The organism is Nocardioides sp. (genome assembly GCF_030019515.1).
In the GTDB taxonomy this organism is placed as follows: Bacteria; Actinomycetota; Actinomycetes; order Propionibacteriales; family Nocardioidaceae; genus Nocardioides.
Genome location: NZ_JASEEQ010000029.1, coordinates 1 through 18,313, shown reverse-complemented (window position 1 = coordinate 18,313; position 18,313 = coordinate 1). Strand labels below are relative to the sequence as shown.

General features: G+C 67.3%; 16 protein-coding genes. 9 read left to right on the top strand and 7 right to left on the bottom strand.

Annotation, left to right across the window (positions count from 1 at the left end):
* Nucleotides 1–14: 14 nt before the first annotated feature.
* Together QMC84_RS22270 and QMC84_RS22265 are read right to left on the bottom strand one after the other, a co-directional pair.
* Nucleotides 15–494, bottom strand: coding sequence for a peroxiredoxin (locus QMC84_RS22270; protein ID WP_300378840.1), 480 nt, complete (start codon nucleotides 492–494; stop codon nucleotides 15–17).
* 52 nt (nucleotides 495–546) lie between these two features.
* Nucleotides 547–978, bottom strand: a complete 432-nt coding sequence (locus QMC84_RS22265) for a DoxX family protein (protein WP_300378838.1) — start codon at nucleotides 976–978, stop codon at nucleotides 547–549.
* 233 nt (nucleotides 979–1,211) lie between these two features.
* Between QMC84_RS22265 and QMC84_RS22260 the strand changes: the two genes are divergently transcribed.
* Nucleotides 1,212–1,583 carry a helix-turn-helix domain-containing protein gene (locus tag QMC84_RS22260; protein WP_300378836.1) on the top strand — a complete coding sequence of 124 codons (372 nt, stop codon included), beginning with the start codon at nucleotides 1,212–1,214 and terminating at the stop codon, nucleotides 1,581–1,583.
* Nucleotides 1,584–1,761: 178 nt separating this feature from the next.
* Here QMC84_RS22260 and QMC84_RS22255 read toward each other — a convergent pair whose 3' ends face one another.
* Nucleotides 1,762–2,250, bottom strand: coding sequence for a PaaI family thioesterase (locus tag QMC84_RS22255; RefSeq protein ID WP_300378834.1), 489 nt, complete (start codon nucleotides 2,248–2,250; stop codon nucleotides 1,762–1,764).
* Entirely contained in the window at nucleotides 2,247–2,855 is a 609-nt protein-coding gene (locus QMC84_RS22250) for a TetR/AcrR family transcriptional regulator (RefSeq protein ID WP_300378832.1), read from the bottom strand. Before QMC84_RS22250 ends, QMC84_RS22255 begins: the two co-directional genes overlap by 4 nt.
* 1,104 nt (nucleotides 2,856–3,959) lie before the next feature.
* Between QMC84_RS22250 and QMC84_RS22245 the strand changes: the two genes are divergently transcribed.
* Nucleotides 3,960–5,474, top strand: a complete 1,515-nt coding sequence (locus QMC84_RS22245; protein ID WP_300378830.1) for a PAS domain S-box protein — start codon at nucleotides 3,960–3,962, stop codon at nucleotides 5,472–5,474.
* Here QMC84_RS22245 and QMC84_RS22240 read toward each other — a convergent pair.
* The gene (locus QMC84_RS22240; RefSeq protein ID WP_300378828.1) at nucleotides 5,420–5,965 is read right to left on the bottom strand and encodes a TetR/AcrR family transcriptional regulator; all 546 of its coding nucleotides are present in this window, start codon (nucleotides 5,963–5,965) and stop codon (nucleotides 5,420–5,422) included. The genes QMC84_RS22245 and QMC84_RS22240 overlap by 55 nt on opposite strands.
* A 145-nt stretch (nucleotides 5,966–6,110) precedes the next feature.
* Here QMC84_RS22240 and QMC84_RS22235 point away from each other — a divergent pair, with 145 nt between their 5' ends.
* From QMC84_RS22235 to QMC84_RS22210, 7 genes are all read left to right on the top strand, one after another.
* Complete coding sequence (locus QMC84_RS22235; RefSeq protein WP_300378842.1) at nucleotides 6,111–9,167, top strand: MMPL family transporter; 3,057 nt, start codon at nucleotides 6,111–6,113, stop codon at nucleotides 9,165–9,167.
* A complete protein-coding gene (locus QMC84_RS22230; RefSeq protein WP_300378826.1) occupies nucleotides 9,164–10,345 on the top strand; it encodes a cytochrome P450 in 1,182 nt (393 codons plus the stop codon). The genes QMC84_RS22235 and QMC84_RS22230 overlap by 4 nt, the downstream gene beginning before the upstream one ends.
* A 38-nt stretch (nucleotides 10,346–10,383) precedes the next feature.
* Entirely contained in the window at nucleotides 10,384–10,911 is a 528-nt protein-coding gene (locus QMC84_RS22225) for a hypothetical protein (protein ID WP_300378824.1), read from the top strand.
* A gap of 619 nt (nucleotides 10,912–11,530) precedes the next feature.
* Nucleotides 11,531–11,710 carry a helix-turn-helix domain-containing protein gene (locus QMC84_RS22475; RefSeq protein WP_036491718.1) on the top strand — a complete coding sequence of 60 codons (180 nt, stop codon included), beginning with the start codon at nucleotides 11,531–11,533 and terminating at the stop codon, nucleotides 11,708–11,710.
* A 178-nt stretch (nucleotides 11,711–11,888) separates the two neighbouring features.
* Nucleotides 11,889–12,290, top strand: coding sequence for a hypothetical protein (locus QMC84_RS22220; protein ID WP_300378822.1), 402 nt, complete (start codon nucleotides 11,889–11,891; stop codon nucleotides 12,288–12,290).
* Between the two features lie 8 nt (nucleotides 12,291–12,298).
* A complete protein-coding gene (locus QMC84_RS22215) occupies nucleotides 12,299–13,009 on the top strand; it encodes an RES domain-containing protein (RefSeq protein ID WP_300378820.1) in 711 nt (236 codons plus the stop codon).
* Nucleotides 13,006–13,692, top strand: coding sequence for a hypothetical protein (locus QMC84_RS22210; protein WP_300378818.1), 687 nt, complete (start codon nucleotides 13,006–13,008; stop codon nucleotides 13,690–13,692). Before QMC84_RS22215 ends, QMC84_RS22210 begins: the two co-directional genes overlap by 4 nt.
* 666 nt (nucleotides 13,693–14,358) lie before the next feature.
* On the opposite strand, the gene QMC84_RS22205 is transcribed toward QMC84_RS22210, so the two are convergent.
* Both QMC84_RS22205 and QMC84_RS22200 read right to left on the bottom strand, forming a co-directional pair.
* The gene (locus tag QMC84_RS22205) at nucleotides 14,359–16,881 is read right to left on the bottom strand and encodes a DEAD/DEAH box helicase family protein (RefSeq protein WP_300378816.1); all 2,523 of its coding nucleotides are present in this window, start codon (nucleotides 16,879–16,881) and stop codon (nucleotides 14,359–14,361) included.
* Nucleotides 16,878–18,313: DNA methyltransferase (locus QMC84_RS22200; RefSeq protein WP_300378814.1), on the bottom strand; the 1,436-nt coding region annotated here is incomplete at its 5' end. The genes QMC84_RS22200 and QMC84_RS22205, both read right to left, overlap by 4 nt.

Genomic DNA, 18,313 nt, shown 5'->3' with positions numbered 1-18,313 from the left:
GCCAGGCATACCGGTCACCCAGGCGCCTGTGGCCGATCGGCTCTGAGGATGCGCAGCGCCTCGTCCGCATGGGCCTCCATCCGCAGCTCACTACGAATCACACCCCGCACACGACGATCTGAACCGATCACGAAGGTGCTCCGTCGCGGCGGCAACCCGGGGAGCGGCCTGTGGAGACCGTAGGCGGAGGCCACGGTCCCCTCGGCATCGGAGAGCAACCGGTACCCGAGGTGGTGCTCGGCGTCGAACTGACGCTGCCGGGCGACGCTGTCGCGGCTGATCCCGACCCTGGTCGCACCGGCCTCCGTGAACTCCGCGGCCAGGTCACGGAAGTGGCAACTCTCGGTGGTACAGCCTCGGCTCATCGCCAACGGATAGAAGAACAGCACCACCGGCCCGCGCGCGAGCAGCCGGCTCAACCGAACCGTGGCCCCGTACTGGTCGGGCAGTTCGAAGTCCGGAGCACGCTCGCCTTCCACCACCTGCCTACTCACGACAACTCCACCGGGCCCAGGCGGGTTCAGTTCGGATCTGGTGACACGGCGCTCAGCCGAGGTCGAACAGCGGGTCGGTCAGTGTGAGCCCCAGGTCCGGGCCGGCCCAGCTGAACAGGGCCAGCGCCATCAGCGCCGCCCCGGCCAGAGCCAAGTCCTTGAGGAACTGCGTCTGTTCCATCATCTGCTGCTGCGGATCCTCAAGGCCCCACGGGCGATGCATCACCACGGCCGTGGGAACCAGGAAGACCACCAGGAACAGGGCACCCAGATCACCCCAGGCGCCCAGCAGGACCATCAGCGCACCGGCCACGATCAGTAGCCCTGTCCCAAACACCACCGCCGGTGCCACTGACGCGGGAACCCCCCGCGAGGCCGTGTACTGGGCCATCATCTTCGTCTTGGTCAGGTGCCCGAAGCCTGACATCAAGAACAACACAACGAACAGGATGCGCCCCACCAGCACCACCACGTCCACGTTCACCTCCGCATCCACGGTCGGCACCGACCTTTCACGTCGAGGGGGAACACAGCCCTGGCCTGCTCCACGGGCACCCATCCTAGGCCAGATACTTACAAATAGTAAGTACGAATGGTAAGTATCCGTGGCATAAGCAACCGTGCGCTGCGTGCCCGACGGCCGCAGCCTTCCCCGAGCGGGGTGTTTAGCCCCTGAGTGGTTCCGCGCGGTCCCGCGGAAAGCGTCATGATGGTGGGGTGAGCGAGCAGAGCGGAGCCCCGGGGCAGTGGCCGCCTGGCCACTGCCTCGGCCTGCAGCAGGCCTTGGAGCTGGTCGGTGGCAGATGGACAGGCAGCATCCTGCTGGCAGTGCTCTCGGGAGCGCGGCGCTTCAGCGACATCCGAGTCGCTGTCCCGGGCGTCTCGGACCGGTTGCTGTGCGACCGGCTGCGCCGGCTGGTGGACGAAGGACTCCTCGAGCGTCACCCGGCCAAGGACCCGAGCCTGTCCGGGTATGTCCCGACAGAAGCAGGCCGTGCCCTCGTCCCCGCGCTCCGCGCGCTCTCGGACTGGACCACGCGCTGGCGGGGCGGTACTGGCCAGGAACCCGCCACCCTGCCCGACCATTGAAACCAGTGCCCGCCCGGAGGGCGCCCGGCACCCGGGGTCGGCCCGGACCGCTGATGAGATCCCTCAAACACCCAGAGTCACGGTGGGCCGCGGCGGGCGCGGGCTGAGGGGATTGCGGCAACGGCGGGGACACCGCCATCGGTTGCCTCAGCGCCGCTCTCCTCACGCCCCGACGTCGTCATCTCGGCCTGCCCTGGTCGAAGTGGGTCACGTCCACCTTGAGGAATAGAGCCGAGGCAAAGGCACACAGTGGCCCTCCGGCCTCATGGATGTCGGCCTCCACGAAGAGCTTGCGGCCTTCGGTCCGGACGACCCTTGCCGCGAGCTCGTAGGTGGTGCCGAGAATGACGGGCGAGTCGTAGCGCACTTCGAGCTTCCGGGTCACTGCCGGGCTGCCGGTGAGGTAGAGCAGGAACCCGAAAAGATCGTCGAGAACCGTTGCCACGGCGCCGCCGTGCGCGATCCCAGGTGCACCCACGTGGCGTTCGTCGAAGACGTGGGTTGCATGCACCTCGTCGCCCCGACGCTGCACGGTGAGGTGATGGCCGTGGGGGTTCTCGGGTCCGCAGGCGAGGCAGTGGTCGTGGTGCGGCGGAAGCTGGGCGCCATCCTCATGCGGCCGGAACTTCTCGTTCCAGCTCGCGAGGAGCTCATCCAGGCTGGTCACGACCGCTCACCCAATTCGTGGTCATCACGAGAGCGAGATGTCGCGAGACCGTCGAGAACCAGCTCGCAGACCGCCGCCGAGAAGCGAGCCGCATCCGCAGCAGGATCCGCTGAGGGGGCATCGACCGCGGCGCTGAGTCCGGCGACGGTGATAGCACCGAAGACGCTCATGGCGACCGCGCTCGGATCGGCGACCTGGCGCAGCGAGCCGTCGGCAACACCCTCAGCCAGCAGTTGTTGGATTGGTTCGTAGAACGCGGTGTGCAGCGCCACCGCCAGCTCGGGCAACCGGGTGGCCCTGCCGAGGTCGCCCACCAGCGCCCGGCACAAGAAGGGGTGCTCGACCATGACGCCCAACTGCGCAGCGACGGCGGCCTCGAGTCTGGTCCGGGCGTCTTCAGCGGTGGAAACGGCGACCCCGACCTCGCTGGAGATCAGGTCCAGCAGGTCACTCAGCAAGAACTCGAGCACCCCGTTCTTGCCGTCCAGGTGGTAGTAGATCGTCGCCTTCGGGATCCCGGTGGCCTCGGCGATGTCGTCGATCTTGGTGCCGTCCAGCCCCCGTTCGGCGATCAGCTCGGCCGCGCCGTAAAGCTGGCTGGCCAACTTCGCTGGAAGCTTCCTCACCGCTCACCCCTGCTCTCGATCCCGCTTGACCGAGATGGCCTCGGGTCTCGACGTCTCTCCACATCCTATGTTGTACTACCGGTACAAACCAGCATGGCGAAGGGGCGCGCGGGGTCGTGGCGGCCGGGGCCACTGGGACGGCCCGTCCGTTGGAGTTCGTCCTGGGGTGGGCCACCGATTTCCGGCATCATGGTGCTCGGTTGGGCTGCTGGCCGCCGCCGCGCTCTCGTTGCTGGTGACCCCACTGGGGATAGTGGTCGAACGAACCAGGACCGTCTTGTCTCGGAGGACCAGGACTACCGAGGCGCGCCCGGGGCCTGACCGGAACCCTATCTCCCGCAACACCTTCCGCACCTGCGTCTGGCCCCTGGACGCGGAAGCATTCGGCATCGATTTCCGAGTGCGCGTGCACGATCCGCGCCACGCCCGGGTCGCGGGACACGTTGAGGCGCTCCGGGGGGAGGAATACCCAGTGTCCCACTGGGCCGAGCCGTAGAACGTCACGTCCTTGTCCCCTCATCTACTGTCCATTGAGCTCGCAGTCCGGGTCGCCGTGCGTCGGAAGGTGATGATCGGGGTCTCCCACCAGATTGTCTCTCGACCGCCGTCAGAAGGCGGATCGCCTCGTCGGTGAGCCGCTCGCCTTCCACCTCGGCCCGCGCGAGGCTACTCCGGAAGTCGTTGCTCGGGTTCGCGCGACGTGCCTCGATGTACTTGCGTCGGCGATAGCCAGCAGGGCCGCGACATAGGCTCCGCCGCCGCTGCGGCGACTTGACCACCCGACCGTCCGGTCACGTCATATGGTGGCGCCGAACACGCATCGCAAGGCACGATCATGACTAACCGTGACCTACGCAATGCGCTGCGCGCACTTGCTGAGTGAGCGACCCGCCAACTCGAGCATGATCCACACCGCCAACGGTCCAGTCAGGGGAGTTCATATTGGTTCCGTGCCCTGAGGTCGAGCAGGATCCGGTCGGCGATTCCGCGAGCCTAGAGCTGGGCGCGACTGAGGCGCCGCACTCGGCAGACGCGCGGCGTCAACTGCTGGAGGTTCTCTCTCGCGCTGGCGACCACCCCTTGATGCGCTCCTTCGAGGTGGCTGCCATTTTCACTGTTGACGAGAGCCTGCGCTTCCTTTCGGTGAACGGCAATGGCCTCGCCCCCTTGGGCCTCTCCCGAGAGACCTTGGAGGGCAAGACCCTCTTCGAGGTCTTTCCGGCCGATACGGTCAGGGTTGCCGAGCCCTGGTTCCGAGACGCCCTCGCAGGCCGTTCGAGTACCGTCGACGTGCCGCTGACGGATAAGATCTTCTCCCAGCATCTGACCCCAATTCGAGACGAATCCGGCCAGGTCGTCGCAGCACTAGGTGTGGTAGACGACGTCACCGATAGACGGGCTGGGGAACGGGCGCGCAGCGAGTCCGACGAACGCTTCCGACTCAGTTTTCTTCATGCCCCCATCGGCAAGGCGCTGGTCGAGCTCGATGGGCGGCTGCGGGAGGTCAACACAGCGTTCGCGAAACTCACCCAGTACTCCGAGCACGAGTTGGTGGCGCGGTCCTTTCAAGACATCACCCACCCGGATGATCTCGACGCTGACCTGGATCACCTGAGTCGGTGGCTTGCCGGGGAGGCTGACACATATGCCTTGGAAAAGCGCTATATCACCGGCTCCGGCTCCATCGTCTGGGCGCAACTGTCGGTCACGTTGGTACGCGATCCAGAAGGTGAGCCGCAGTACTTCATCGCTCAGATCCAGGACCTCACCGACCGCAAGGCATACGAGGCCTCGCTCCGCGATATGATCGCCACGCTGTCGCACGACCTACGGACTCCCATCTCGGTGGTCACCGGGTACGTCGAAATGCTCCTCGACTCCTGGGACTCACTCAGCGACGAGGACCGTCACAACCACCTACTGAAGACCAACGCGGCAGCACATTCCGTACAAGCGCTGCTCGAAAACATATTGACGGTGTCCGCACTTGACGACGCGGGATTCTCCACCACTCCCACGTCTGTGCGCGTGAACGAGGTGGTTGGCGAAGTCCTCGAGGGTCTGAACTTGACCTTCTCGATCACGCTTCGCACATCAGGAGATGCCACAGCGCATGTCGACCGAGACCATCTGGCCCGCATCATGACGAACCTGATAACGAATGCGGGGAAGTACGGCGCAGAACCGGTCGTGGTGAGCATTCGAACGGACACCCTCTGGGTGACCACCGAAGTTGCGGACCGGGGTCCAGGAGTGCCGTCGGAGTTCGAAGCCCACCTTTTTGACCGCTTCACCCGCTCTGAAAACGCGCGATCGGGTCGGGAGCGGGGCAGCGGACTCGGCCTTCACATTGTTCGGCGTCTGGTGCTCCTCAATGGCGGCGACGTGAGGTACACACCCACGCCAGGAGGGGGGCGACGTTCGCCTTTCGCCTACCCCGTCCCACCCACGCACCTCCGCACATGCGGCGTCCTGACAAGTAGCAGGTCGCATCTGCGTGACTCATGGCTCACCATCGCGATGTGCCGCGAGACCGCCGAGGATCAGCTCGCAGACCGCCGCCGAGCAGCGAGCCGGGTCCGCAGCTGGATCCTCTGAGGGTCCCTCGACCGCGGCGCTGAGCCGGCGACGGTGATGGCGCCGAAGACGCTCATGGCGACCGCGCCCGGGTCGGCGACCTGGCGCAGCGACCCGTCGGCAACACCCTCGGACAGCAGTTGTTCGATTGGTTCGTAGAACGCGGTGCGGAGCGCCACCGCCAGCTCGGGCAGCCGGGTGGCCCGGCCTAGGTCTCCCACCAGCGCGCGGCACAGGAATGGGTGCTCGACCATCACGCCCAATTGCGCAGCAACAGCAGCTTCGAGTCTGGTTCGGGCGTCTTCAGCACTGGAGATGGCGACCCCGACCTCGCCGGCGATCAAGTCCAGCAGGTCACTCAGCAAGAACGCGAGGACGCCGTTCTTGCCGTCCAGGTGGTAGTAGATCGTGGCCTTAAGGATCCCGGTGACTTCGGCGATGTCGTCGATCTTGGTGCCGTCCAGCCCCCGTTCCGCGATCAGCTCGGCCGCGCCGTAGAGCTGGCTGGCCAACTTCGCTGGGAGCTTCCTCACCGTTCACCCTGCCTTAGAAGGATTTGGCCCCGGCCTGGCGATGTGGCCTCCGGGTCTCGACGTCTCTCACATCCTATGTTGTACTCATAGTACAAACTATGGTTTGGAAGATGGGTGTGTGTCGATGGCACTGGGCGTGCGGATCGGGACCCGCCAGCCACTGAAATCCGCGCTGGAAGTTGGGCACCGGTTCCCCGCTCTCGTGGTGCTGGGCTGGGTGGTAGCTGCAGCCGCGTTGTCGCTGTTGGTCACCCCGCTGGGGACTGTGGTCGAGCGAAGCAGTACCGCGTTCCTGCCCGAGGACTCCCCCACCCTGCAGGGGCTGCGGGTGATGGATTCCGCGTTCGGGTCTGGCAACACGCAGTCGTACGTGTTCGTGGTCGTCACCAATGACAACGGCCTGAGCGCCGAGGACCGTCGGGTCTACGCCGACGTCGTGCATGTTCTCGGGGGTGAGCCGGAGCGGGTCTCGGAGGTCCAGGGCTACCTAGGCAAGCCCGAGGCTCGACGCTCGCTGACCAGCAAGGACGGCGAGGCGACCTACCTGGTCGTCGGCTTGCGGTCCGCGGTCGGCTCACCCGCGTCGGATAAGGACGTGCAGTGGCTTCGTTCGGTCGTCGACGATCTCAATGCCCCACCAGGCACCGACGTCCACGTGACCGGGGACCCGGCGATGATCGCTGACCTGACCACGGCCGTGAACGACGCCTCGTTGAAGATCACCGCCGTCTCACTAGTGCTGTTGATTGGCATCTTGTGGCTGGTCTACCGCCGGGTCACCACCGTCCTGGTGTCGCTGACGACCATCGGGATCGCCCTGCTGTGCACCCGCGGCGCCCTGGCCTGGGCCGGCGAGCACGGGCTGGCCCTGTCCACCTACACCGACGCGTTCGTCGTGGCCATCACCCTGGGCGCAGGGACCGACTACTGCGTCTTCCTCATCTCCCGCTTCCGCGAGGAGTACGGCAACGGCCTCGCCCCCCTCGACGCGGTCGCCGAATCGATCTCGCGGGTCGGCCCGGCGCTGCTGGCCTCGGCCGCCACCGTCATCCTCGGCGCCATCTGCCTGGGCTTCACCGACCTGGCCATCTTCGCCACCACCGGCCCCCCGATGGCGATCTGCATCGGGGTCACCGTGGCGGTCAGTCTCACCTTCACCCCCGCACTGATGCGCTGGTTCGGGCCGCGCATCGGCCCCGCTCCGCCCAGCAGGGCAGACTCAAGGTGGGCGCGCACCGGCCGACTCGTCGCCCGGCACCCGGCCCGGATCCTGGTCGCGGGGGTGACGGTACTGGTCCTGCTCGCTCTCGGGCTGCCCACCATGCAGCTCTCCTTCGACGAACGAGCCGCCCAACCGCCCGATACCCCCAGCAACCTGGGGCTGGCAGCGATGGCAGACCACTTCCCGCCCAACCAGACGCTGCCCGACTACCTGCTCATCCGCTCCGACCACGACATGGCCAACACCCGCGACCTGGCCGTCCTCAACTCTGTGAGCATCGCACTCGCCAAGGTCGACGGCGTCGACCAGGTCCTCAGCATCACCCAGCCCGCCGGCCAGCCGCTGAGACCCGCCTCCATCGCCAACCAGCTCGGAGAACTGGCCAGCGGACTCCGCATGGCCGACCGCAAGCTGGAATCCGGAGAGCCCGGACTGCAGCGACTCGCTTCCGGTGCCGGCGACCTGGGTGGTGGCCTCGACAAGGTCTCCATCGGCGCCGGGAAGGCCCAAGACGGCGCCCGCAAGCTCAGCAACGGAAGTCGCCGCATCGGCGACGGCCTCGGGAAGGCCACAGACCGCACTGGCCAGGCCGCCGACGGAGCACGCCAGTTGCGCGACGGCGCCCGTAGGCTGCGCGACGGCGCAGCCGGGCTGGCAGCGGGCCTCCGCACCGCACACGACCAGGTCGCGGAGGCCGTCGAAGGCCTCGGCATGATTGTTGAGGCTCTCGAAGGCGACCCGATCTGCACCGCCGATCCCGTCTGCAATCGCTCGCGCGAGGGGTTGCGCAAGATCTACTCCGGCCAACGCGACCAACTCCTGCCCGGGCTGGCCCGAGCGGCCGCCGGCGCGGAGAAGCTCGCATCCGGTGACGGCCGTCTCGCGACTGGCCTCGATCAGGTTGCCGACGGGCTCGACCAGCTCGCTGCCGGGCTCCGGCGAGCACAGTCCGGCAGCAACCGCGTCGCCGCCGGGCAAGCCCTGCTCAGCGAGAAGCTCGGCGAGCTCGAGAGCGGCACCGGCCGACTCGCCACCGGAGCCGACGGCATCGCACCCGGCATCGAACAGCTCCTGACCCAGACCGAAAAGCTCCGTGATGGTCTCGACGACTCCGGTGACTACCTCCAAGACGTCAACCAACGCGCCGACACCCCCGAGGCCGGCGGCTTCTACCTGCCCGCCTCCGCGCTGGGAAAGCCCGACTTCGCCCTGGCCCGCAGCCAGTTCCTCTCCGAGGACGGGAAGCTGGCCCGCATCCAGGTCACCGGCGACACCGATCCCCTTACCCCCGCCGGCCAGCAGCGCTACGACGAAGTCCAAGCTGCCGCCGAACAGGCCATGAACAACACCCGCCTCGACGACTCCACGATCCTCGCCACCGGCGCCGGCGGCCTCGGCGCCGACCTGGCTCACTACCTCGCCGACGACGCCGTCCTCGTGGTCGTGGCAGTGCTGCTCATGGTGCTGCTCATCCTGGTCCTCACCCTGCGCGCCCTGGCCGCACCGCTCTACCTCCTAGCCTCCGTCGTCTTGTCCTGCGCAGCCGCCCTGGGGCTGACCACGCTCGTCTTCCAGCACCTGGGCGGACAAGACATCCACTTCACCGTCCCGGTCATCGTGTTCGTGCTGCTCGTCGCCGTCGGAGCCGACTACAACATCCTGCTCATGAGCCGGATGCGGGAGAACGGTCTGGCCCTGGACCGCAACGAAGTCGCCCGCGCCGTCACCGCCACCGGCCCCGTCATCACCGCAGCCGGCCTCATCTTCGCCTCCACCTTCGTCGCCCTGCTCTTCTCACCCGTCGAAGCCCTCGCCCAAACCGGGTTCGCCGTCGCCGCCGGACTCCTGCTCGACACGTTCATCGTCCGCACCCTGGTCGTACCCGCCTGCGCAGCCCAGTTCGAGGAACACAGCTGGTGGCCCCACCGGAACCCGACAACCAAAGGAGCCCGCCCATGAGCCAGCAGCACCTGACCTACAGCCCTTTCGACCCCGAGGTGATCGCAGACCCCTACCCCATCTACCGGCAGCTGCGCGACCACGCTCCCGCGTACTGGTCGCCAGGGGCCAGCTCCTGGGTGCTCAGCCGCTACCACGACGTGTGCGCGGCCCTCACCGACCCGGCGACGTACTCCTCAGCCTCCGGCATCTTCCCCACCCCGCCCGGGGTCGACATGACCGAGCTGTTCCTCCCCATGCTCATCATGAGCGACCCGCCCCGGCACACCCAGATGCGTCAGCTCGTGAGCAAGGCCTTCACCCCACGCCGCATGACCGAGCTCGAGTCGTCGATCCAGACCGTCATCGACGACCTGCTCGACCAAATTCCCGACACCGGCCCCTGGGACTTCGTCTCCGGGTTCGCCGGCCCCCTCCCGGCCATCGTCATCGCCGACATGCTCGGCGTCCCACGCGAAGATCGCGACCAGTTCCGGACCTGGTCCACAGCCCTCATCCAGTCCAACCCCGCCCACGGCGAGTTCGGCCCAGGCCTGGCCGCCGCCGCAGCCCTCTACGAATACTTCGCCGGGTTCCTCGCCGAACGACGCGCCCACCCCGAAGACGACCTCATGACAGCGCTCGTCCAGGCCGAGGCCGAGGGACAGCACCTCAGCGAAGAAGAACTTCTCGGCTTTTGCCTCCTGCTGCTCGTCGCCGGGCACGAAACCACCACCAACCTGCTGTCCAACAGCGCCGTCCTGCTCGGCCACCACCCCGAAACCCGACAGAAGCTGGCCGACAACCCGGACCTAGTGCCCGCCGCGGTCGAGGAGCTGCTCCGTTACGACTCACCGGTCCAGGGCCTGGCACGCACCCTGTCCCGACCGGTGGACCTGCACGGACAACACATGCAGAGCGGCGACACCGTACTGCTGTTGTACGGGTCGGCGAACCGCGATCACCGAGCGTTCCCCAACGCCGACCACTTCGACATCAACCGACGCCCCGAGCGACAGGTTGCGTTCGGCCGCGGACCCCACTTCTGCCTCGGAGCAGCCCTCGCACGGATGGAGACCCGGATCGCTCTCAACGCCCTGCTGAAAAAGCGGCTCTTCAACTGGGACATAGATCTGCCGGGCGCCCAACGACTTCACTCCGGACCCATCCGCGGGTTCGCCTCACTGCCCGTGCAGTGACACGCGCATAACCCGCACTCGCGAAGGAAGGAGCACCCATGAGAGCAGAACCGAAGCCGAGCCGAGCCGGCGTTCTCCACGCGGTGATCGAGGAGATCCTTGCCCGCAAGGACGGGCAAATCCCCAGCAACATAGAAGGCCTCGACATCTTTTTCGACGGCACCGAAGACCTCACGAACGCGCTTCTCCTTCGCTGGCACACCCGCCTGGTGGCATCGCTAGAACGCGGCCTCGTCGACGACCCTGAAGACCGCGAAGAGGCAGTCATCGAGGCGTGGCGGCACGCCACCTGGATCTACGAGGGCGTGCGCAAGGTCATCGACGAGCTTGCCGAGAACCCGCCCACCAAAGACGTTGCTCATGCTGTCCGCACGACCGCGCGCAACGACCGGGCCGTCATGGCCATCGCCGCCGGGCTGGCCAGCGGCTCCGATGAAGCAGCAGTTCGAGTTGGCCATCGTCTCGAGCTCGAAGCACGACGCCGCAACCTCGTACAGGACACAACAGGCGGCATGCCGCAACCGCAGACCTTGCTCGGCAAGTTCAAGGCAATGCTCACCGCTTGAGCCGCCACCCTGCCCCAACAAAGAAGACGCGGCGCCATGCGTGGTCTCGGAGCGCGGAAAATTCACGCATGACCCAGAGGTCGTGGCTGACCGCCGCCACAACGACGTCCACGCAGGGCTCACTTCGTGCCCGGATGTCCCCGCACATCAGTTGCGGAGCCCGGCGTGTCCGGCGAGGTTTGCGGACAAGTTGCGGACAGACCGCCGTCGGTGAACGCCACGAGCTGCTCCCGGATCTTTCCTGAAGGGCGCCTTTGAGGCTCCCGGCACGACGCGACTCGCGGCGACATCATGCGAGATGACCTCTTCTTCGGAGGCAACTGCCCGCACACGCGTCTTGGCTCCTCGCCGGCTCCCACAATGAGGTCCGTGATGGACCGCATGTGACACGCCCAGATACTGACCGCAGCGGCACCCGCTTGCTCCGCCCGACACAGACGAGATGAACCTAAAGTCGGTGGACCAGTCTACTCGGTGGTCCCGTCCGGACTGAGCCAAGGGTCGTCAGTCGACCGATTGGGACGCATCGTCCAGAGATTGGTTGGCCTCGCATGATCGGCCCGGCTGCTCGATCTTCCTTAGGTGACTGTCAGAACGACACTGTCCACGGAGGAAGACCATGCCGGACAAACTGCTCTACCGAGTCCCAGAGGTTGCCGAGTACCTCAGCATCAGCCGATCGAAGGTCTATGAACTCTTCAAGTCCGGCGAGTTGCGATCGGTTCACATCGATCGCACCCGTCTTGTCCGAAAGGCGGATCTAGAGCGCTACATCGACTCCCTAGCGTCCGCATCCTGAAGATGCGGCGCTTTCGTCCTCGCCGGCGGGGCAGGGGAGCGGAGCGTCCTGTTGATTGGCCTGGTGCATACGCAGCCGAGAGGTGACATAATCTATGTTATCGGTGGTGTGATTTACTGTGTGATGACATGCGGGATTAGGTATTGGATCGGACTGCGCCACGTGGCACACTGCAGGTATGAGCACTCAGTCGACCATCGCCCGCGGCGACCTGCGCGCCTACGAAGAGTCGGTGCGGCTGGCCACGCCGGAGCTCGTCGAGCGGCTGCGCGACCTGCTCGGCGCGAAGCTGGTCGCCTACCTCGGATCGGTCCAGGAGACCCGAGCGGTGAGGCAGTGGGCTGACCCTGGCGACGCACGCACGCCGTCGACCGACGTGGTAAACCGGCTGCGGATGGCCTACCGGATCGCGGCGCTGCTGCGCGAGAAGGACTCCGCCGCGGTCGTCCAGGCGTGGTTCCAGGGCATGAACCCGCGCCTCGACGACGTCGCGCCGGCGCGACTGCTGCGTGAGGGTGATCTGGAGCAGGTCGGCCCCGGTGTTCTCGCGGCCGCGCGCGCGTTCGCCGCGGCCGGATGACGTCGCCGGTGACTGAAGCGCCCCAACTGGTGGTCGTCGACGCGGCCGAGGAGGTCTGGCGGGTCGGCTTCAAGCCGGAGCCCTGGGCCTGGTCGGGGTGGGAGTGGGCCGGCGCTGATGGGCGGTTCCACGGTCGATGGGATGACCGCCAGGGCAACTTCCGCACCATCTACGCCGGCTCCACCCTGCTGGCCTGCCTGCTCGAGGTCCTCGCCGGCTTCCGGCCGGACCCGACACTTGCGCTCGAACTCGACGACATCGTGGAGGACGACGAGGACGCCGCGATGCATCCGACTGCCCGTGCCGGCGAGATCTCCTACTCGTGGCTGGAGCCCCGTTCAGCTGCGAGCGCGACGCTGACCGGCCGCTTCTGCGCCGTGACGGCCGCGGAGTCCATTGCCGCGCTTCGGCCGCAGTTCGTCGCCCTCGCGCACCTGCTGAACCTGCACGACTTCGACGCGGCCGCGCTCAAGGACGGGCGGCCTCGCGCGCTCACCCAGTCTGTGGCCACCTACCTGCACGCGACGACGGATCTCGACGGCGTCACCTTCGCCTCCAGGCACGGTGACGACCTGGCCCTGTGGGCGGTGTTCGAGCGGGCCGAGGACCCCGCGGTCAGCCGGACCCTCGACGCGATCAAGCACCACCCACTCTCCCCCGAGCACCCTGACGTCCAAGAGGCTCTTCGGATCCTGGGCCTCAGCTTGGCGGCCGAGTGATTGCGCCGCGGGTCGTTGCCGTCGACGTCGGGTCGGTACGGAGCAACTTCGCCTGGGCTGCCCTCGACCTGCCCGGCCGACAACCGGTCGGCGAGGGTGGCAGCCACCCCGAGGGGGCGGCCCTGGCTGTCCTCGAGGCGCTCGGCGCCGGCGTGCCCGTAGCGCTCGGGTTCGGGGCTCCCCTGATGGTTCCGGTCAGCCCAGTCGGGCCTGTCGACGGGTGGAGGACCCTGGGACAGGCGCGCCAGGGCGAGACCGCCGACGGTCGCTCGAGGCCCTGGTCGGCCGGCGCCGGCAGCGGCGCGCTGGCCACCGGGCTGGTGCAGATGGCTTGGGTGCTCGAGCGCGTGGGCTCCGGGGTCTCCGGGCTGCGGTGCACGACCCGGCCCGAGCCGTGGCTGGCCGGTGAGGCCGAGCTGTTCGTGTGGGAGGCATTCGTGTCCGGCACCGGCAAGCCCGTACCGGCGGGGATCACCCAGCACGCAGCTGACGCGGCCGCCGCCGCCGACACCTTCGCCGACCGCCTCGAGGACGGCTCCCTGGGTGCCTCCGACGTCGTCTGCACGCCGGCGTCCTCGTTCAACCTGGCCGCCGCGGCCGCGGCGTACGCCGGGTTGGCGATCGCTAGCAACGAGCTGCGCGACCAGGTACAGGTCTACCGAACCCGGCCGGCCCTCCTGTAGGTCACCGCCGGCGGCCTCGGCTGGTCCGCGATCTCCACCTCGAACAGCCCGATCCGCTGCGCCGGCCCGCAAGCACCAGGCCGATACCAGTTGAGCAGTGCGCAGGTGCCCCGTGCCCGCGTTTCCGGACCGTTTGGGTGGTTCTTCACGTGCTCGTGGACCGCGACTCGTTCGACCGACCCCCGCCCGCCAGCAAAGGGCCATCACCAACTGGCCGCAGTTCCAATGCGACGGCGTCACGAAACGGGACGGCTGGTTGGCGCCGCGAGGTACAGCGCTGCCACCGCGACGGGTGTCGCGGGGCATCCCCTACCCAGAATCGGGCCAGTCCTCGGGCGGTGATAGCCGCGTCCAGCCAGGTCACTTGCTCTCGGTGCCAGTGGCCGGCCTGGCCCCGAGGGCGCTCGAGGCCGTACGCGAGCAGCACCCCTGTGGCGGCCCCGAGCTGCTCCTGGAGTGCCGGGCGGGCGGCGAGCCATGGTCCGCGGACCTGGCCGAGCTCGCTGATGTCGCGCGTGGACCGGCTAGGGAGCGGGAACAGGTTGGCCACGGCAAAGTCGTCGTAGCCGAGCAGTTCACAGGCCAGCTGTACCCGCGACAAGGTGCGCTCCCCAGGGGTGGTCGGCGGGTTGGTGAGGACCGCCAGCAGCGTGCCCGTCTGTGTGCTCAACCGTCGCCAGCGAGATCGAACAGCGACTGCAGATGCGCCGTGGTCGTGACCGTGCGCACCTGGGTCCTGATCTCGCTCCTGCGCAGGTCGAGGGTCACGTGCCGCTCCTGGTCCTTGTCGTAGACCATCATCAGGATCCGGCCGAACGCGGTGCCGTGCTTCTGGGCGTACTCGGCCAGGGCCTTCGCCTTGGCGGGAGCATCCTCGAGATGGAGCCCGTGTGGGTCGATGATGTCGGCGACGATGCCGCCCCCCGCGTCCCGTCGGAAGACCAGGAAGTCGGGGTACATGGCTGCCACTTCCCCGGTGCTCTTCGTGTAGGGAATGGCCAGTGAGCCGCGGCCGCGCGGCTTGTTGCGGACCCAGCACACAAGGCTGTTGGAGGAGATCTCCTGCTCGATCGCAGCCTTCTCCCAGTCGTTGAGCCGCTCGGGAAAGTTCCCGTCCTCGTCGCAGTAGAGGTGGTGGGGCCAGTCCACTGAGCGGTTGTCGCGCCGGGCACGGACGGAGTCGGGCAGGACAAGGCGAATCTTGCTGGGCTCGTCTGCGTGCTCGCGAAGCTCGTCGATTTCCCGCCGTTCGTCGTCGTCCAGATCCTCGATGGAGTCCGCGTGCTCGGCGAGCCAGTCGTCGAACATCTGGGTGGCCGCCACGCTCAGGGCCCGCTGGGTGTTGGCATCGCCGAGGGTCGCGATGACGTAGAGCCGTGCGGTATCGCCATCGACATCGCCGTCTTGGCGGATCCGCCGCCAAAGCTTGTCGTGCAGGGCCGCTCCGGCTTTACGGCCGACCTGGTCGTAAAGCCTTTCGAGTGAGCGGGAGGTCGACTCGACGCGCAGGTGGGCGGTTTCGGTCTCGCCGGTGAGGTAGGAGAGCGTGGTGGCGTCGAGGCCGACCTCGCGGCTGCGCTTGACCACTTCTTCGAAGTCTGGGGTGCCCCGGCGGGTGGCCAGGCGCTCGAAGAGAAGGTCTACCAGCTGCTGGTCAGCCTGGTCGGGGGCGTCCTCGAGGATGCCGGTATCGCTGAGTGAGCCGGAGAGCGCTTCGAGGCGCAGCACCGGCGACATCCGCCGTGGCCGGGGCACGGTGTAGCTGCGGATCCGGCCGACAGCGTCGGCGATCTGCTCGAAGATCGGCTCGTTGCGGTCGCAGTGGACCTGCCCCTCACCCTCTTCGACGTCGACGGCGGGCAGCGTGTCGGGGTCACCGGCGCGGAGCTTGGCGATGATCCGTTGGAGTGCGCCGCGGTCGTACTTTGGCAGGTAGAGGGCCACACCGTTGAGGGCGTCATCGCTCTCAACGCGGCGTGCGAGCGGAGTACGCACGAGTCGGCCTACTAGTTGGGCGATGGCGGTGTCGTCCTGGGCGCCGCGGAAGGACATGATCACCTCGGCGCGGGGGCAGTCCCAGCCCGTTGACAGGCTGGTCTTGAAGAACACGACAGTGACCTCGGGGTCGTCATCGATGTCGGCGGGCCGCAGATAGCGCAGACGCCGGCTGTCGTAGCTGATCGGGGCGGGGGCATCGCCGAAGCTGTGCGCGTAGGCATCGGGGCTCAGTGGGCCGGTCACCTCTTCGATCGCCTCGATCGCCTGCTCCAGATCGGTGGCGCTGATCGAGGTCGCGGTCTTGTCCTCGACCTGCACGACCAAGACCGGCCGCACCAGGCGGGGGCCGTGCTCGGTGGCATGCCGGTGCCAGCGCACCTGGTAGTCCAGCAGGCTCTGCGCAGCCCGCTGGAGGAGGGTCATATCGGAATGCTCCAGGCCGTGTTCGGGCCGCCACACGACGATGCGGTCCTTGAGGAGCCCGGAGGCGCGGACATCAGCGATCTCCGCAGTCGCGCGGCGGCGCACGCGGGGGGTCGATGCGAGGACGGCGTCGAAGCGTTCCGGGGTCGCGGAGATGCCGACGATGATGGGCACCTTCGGCAGGTCACTGAAGCCGAGCACGAACCGTTGAACGATCGTGGTGGCTTCCTCGGTGGAGGTGTTCGCGCGCTCCATGCCGCGGTGAGCCTCGTCGATGACGAGTAGGAACTTGGCTGGGTTGCGCCGGATGGTGCGGGTCAGGATCTCCCAGATGCTGGCGTCGCGGTCGTCGCCGCTGCTGACCAGGTTGCTGTTGACGCCGAGCTTCTGGGTGTTGAGGAAGTACAGGTTTCCCGGGGGGAGCTCGTCGCCGCGGAAGTTGTTGTCGATCGTCACCAGCCGCCGGTCGAATCGCTCCGAGGCGGCCTCGAGCTTCTTCATGGTCTGCTCGTTGACGTTGGGCAGGTCGGAGAGCCACACCACGGTGAGCTCGTCGTCCTCCCCCAACGACTGGCCGTCGCCAAAGAAGAGGTTCTCCAGCGCGGCCGCGGCCATGACCGTCTTGCCTGCGCCGGTTGGGGCGACCAGCACGACCGCCTGGCCGGCGCCCTGGAGGCCGACGCGGCCGACCTCGTCGATGCTGTTGCGGATGTGGGAGACCAGGTCGGCCACCGTCTCCTCCTGGAACGGGAGAAGGGTGAACTTCATCGGTAGGCCTCCAGGGTGTTGATCCGGAAGTTCGCCAGGTAGTCCCGGTACAGCATCGAGGTGTGCAGGTCCTCGGGGAGCTTGGCGCGCATCTGGGTGTAGCTCGACTCGGAGTCAGTCACCAAGTACACGTGCGTGATCTGGGGGTTCGCTCGGAGCTGGGTGAGGAATCGGCGGAACGCCTTGCGGTCGAAGAGGATGGCGTAGTTGCTCTCCTTATGCAGCGCGAACGGCTCGCCTGGGTCGGAGGTGGGCCGGCTGCCCACTCCTCCGGCGGCCAGCCAGAGCGATGGCTCGATCGCGGAGAACTCGCCGCCCTCGCGTACCGAGTCGCGGTCGAGGTAGACCAGGTCGTAGAACTCGACGTTCTCCTCGAAACCGTCGGCGAAGGCGCGGTCGATGCCTTGGTAGGTGCCCTCGACCGGCTTCCCGCGAGCGTCGCGGCCGGTGATCGCGGCCTCGCAGCGGGGCCGGGTGGCCTTCCAGAAGATTCCGTGCTTCTCGTACTCCTCATCGCCAGGCAGGTGCCCGGCCCGCAGCAGCCGGTCGGACGACTTGGCGGCCACCTCGTTGTTGGAGACCAGGATGCAGCGCCGTTGACCGCCGTCCAGGGCGTTGATCAGCGCCGTCGCGTGCAGCGTGGTTCCCGAGCCGGCGAAGAAGTCGAGGATCAGGGCGTTGGGACGGTCGCGGACCACGGTGAGCAGGGTGTCCCGCACTGCGTACAACGACTTGGGGAACGGGAACGCGGTCCGGTCACCTAGCAGCTTGTGCAACATCGAGGTGCCGTGAGTGCCTGCATCGTGCGAGGTGCTCCACCAGACCGTCTTGTACTTCTTGCGCTGCGTCTTCTGCACCCAATAGTTGACCGTCCAGGACTTGCCGTCGGCCGATGCCTGACCGAGCACCACGAAGCCCCCGTCGATCTTTCTCTGCATGCTCTCGGGGATGTAGCGCCAGCAGCGCTCGTTGCCGTCCTTGTCGATCGGCCACAGCGGGATCAGGCCGTCGACGGGCTCGAAGGACGGCTCCTGATCCAGGGGGATCGACTCCCCCGCGCGGACGACCTGGCCAGCCTCGGGGTCGACGTAAAGCGGATAGAACTGGTTCTTCCGCTGGTGCCGGTAGCTCGACTCCCCGCCACGGCGCCGCGCGTGCCGCAGCTCCCAGAGTTCCAGATCCTCGCGCGGGAACGGCAGGGGAACCTCGTCGGCGAGGAGCTCGGGGACCAGATCGTCCGCCTCGGTGTCGTCCAGCTCAGACTCGGCTTCCTCTGGTGCGTCGTCCTCGTCTTGCTGCAGGACGTGCTCGACGTGGCGCTTTCCGGTGAGCATGTCCGCCTCGTGCTCGGGAAGTCCGGTCACGACGCTCTCGGTGCCCTTAGCCTCGATCCACCGATGAACTGGGCCTGGTGAGCGCGTCGTGAAGTGAG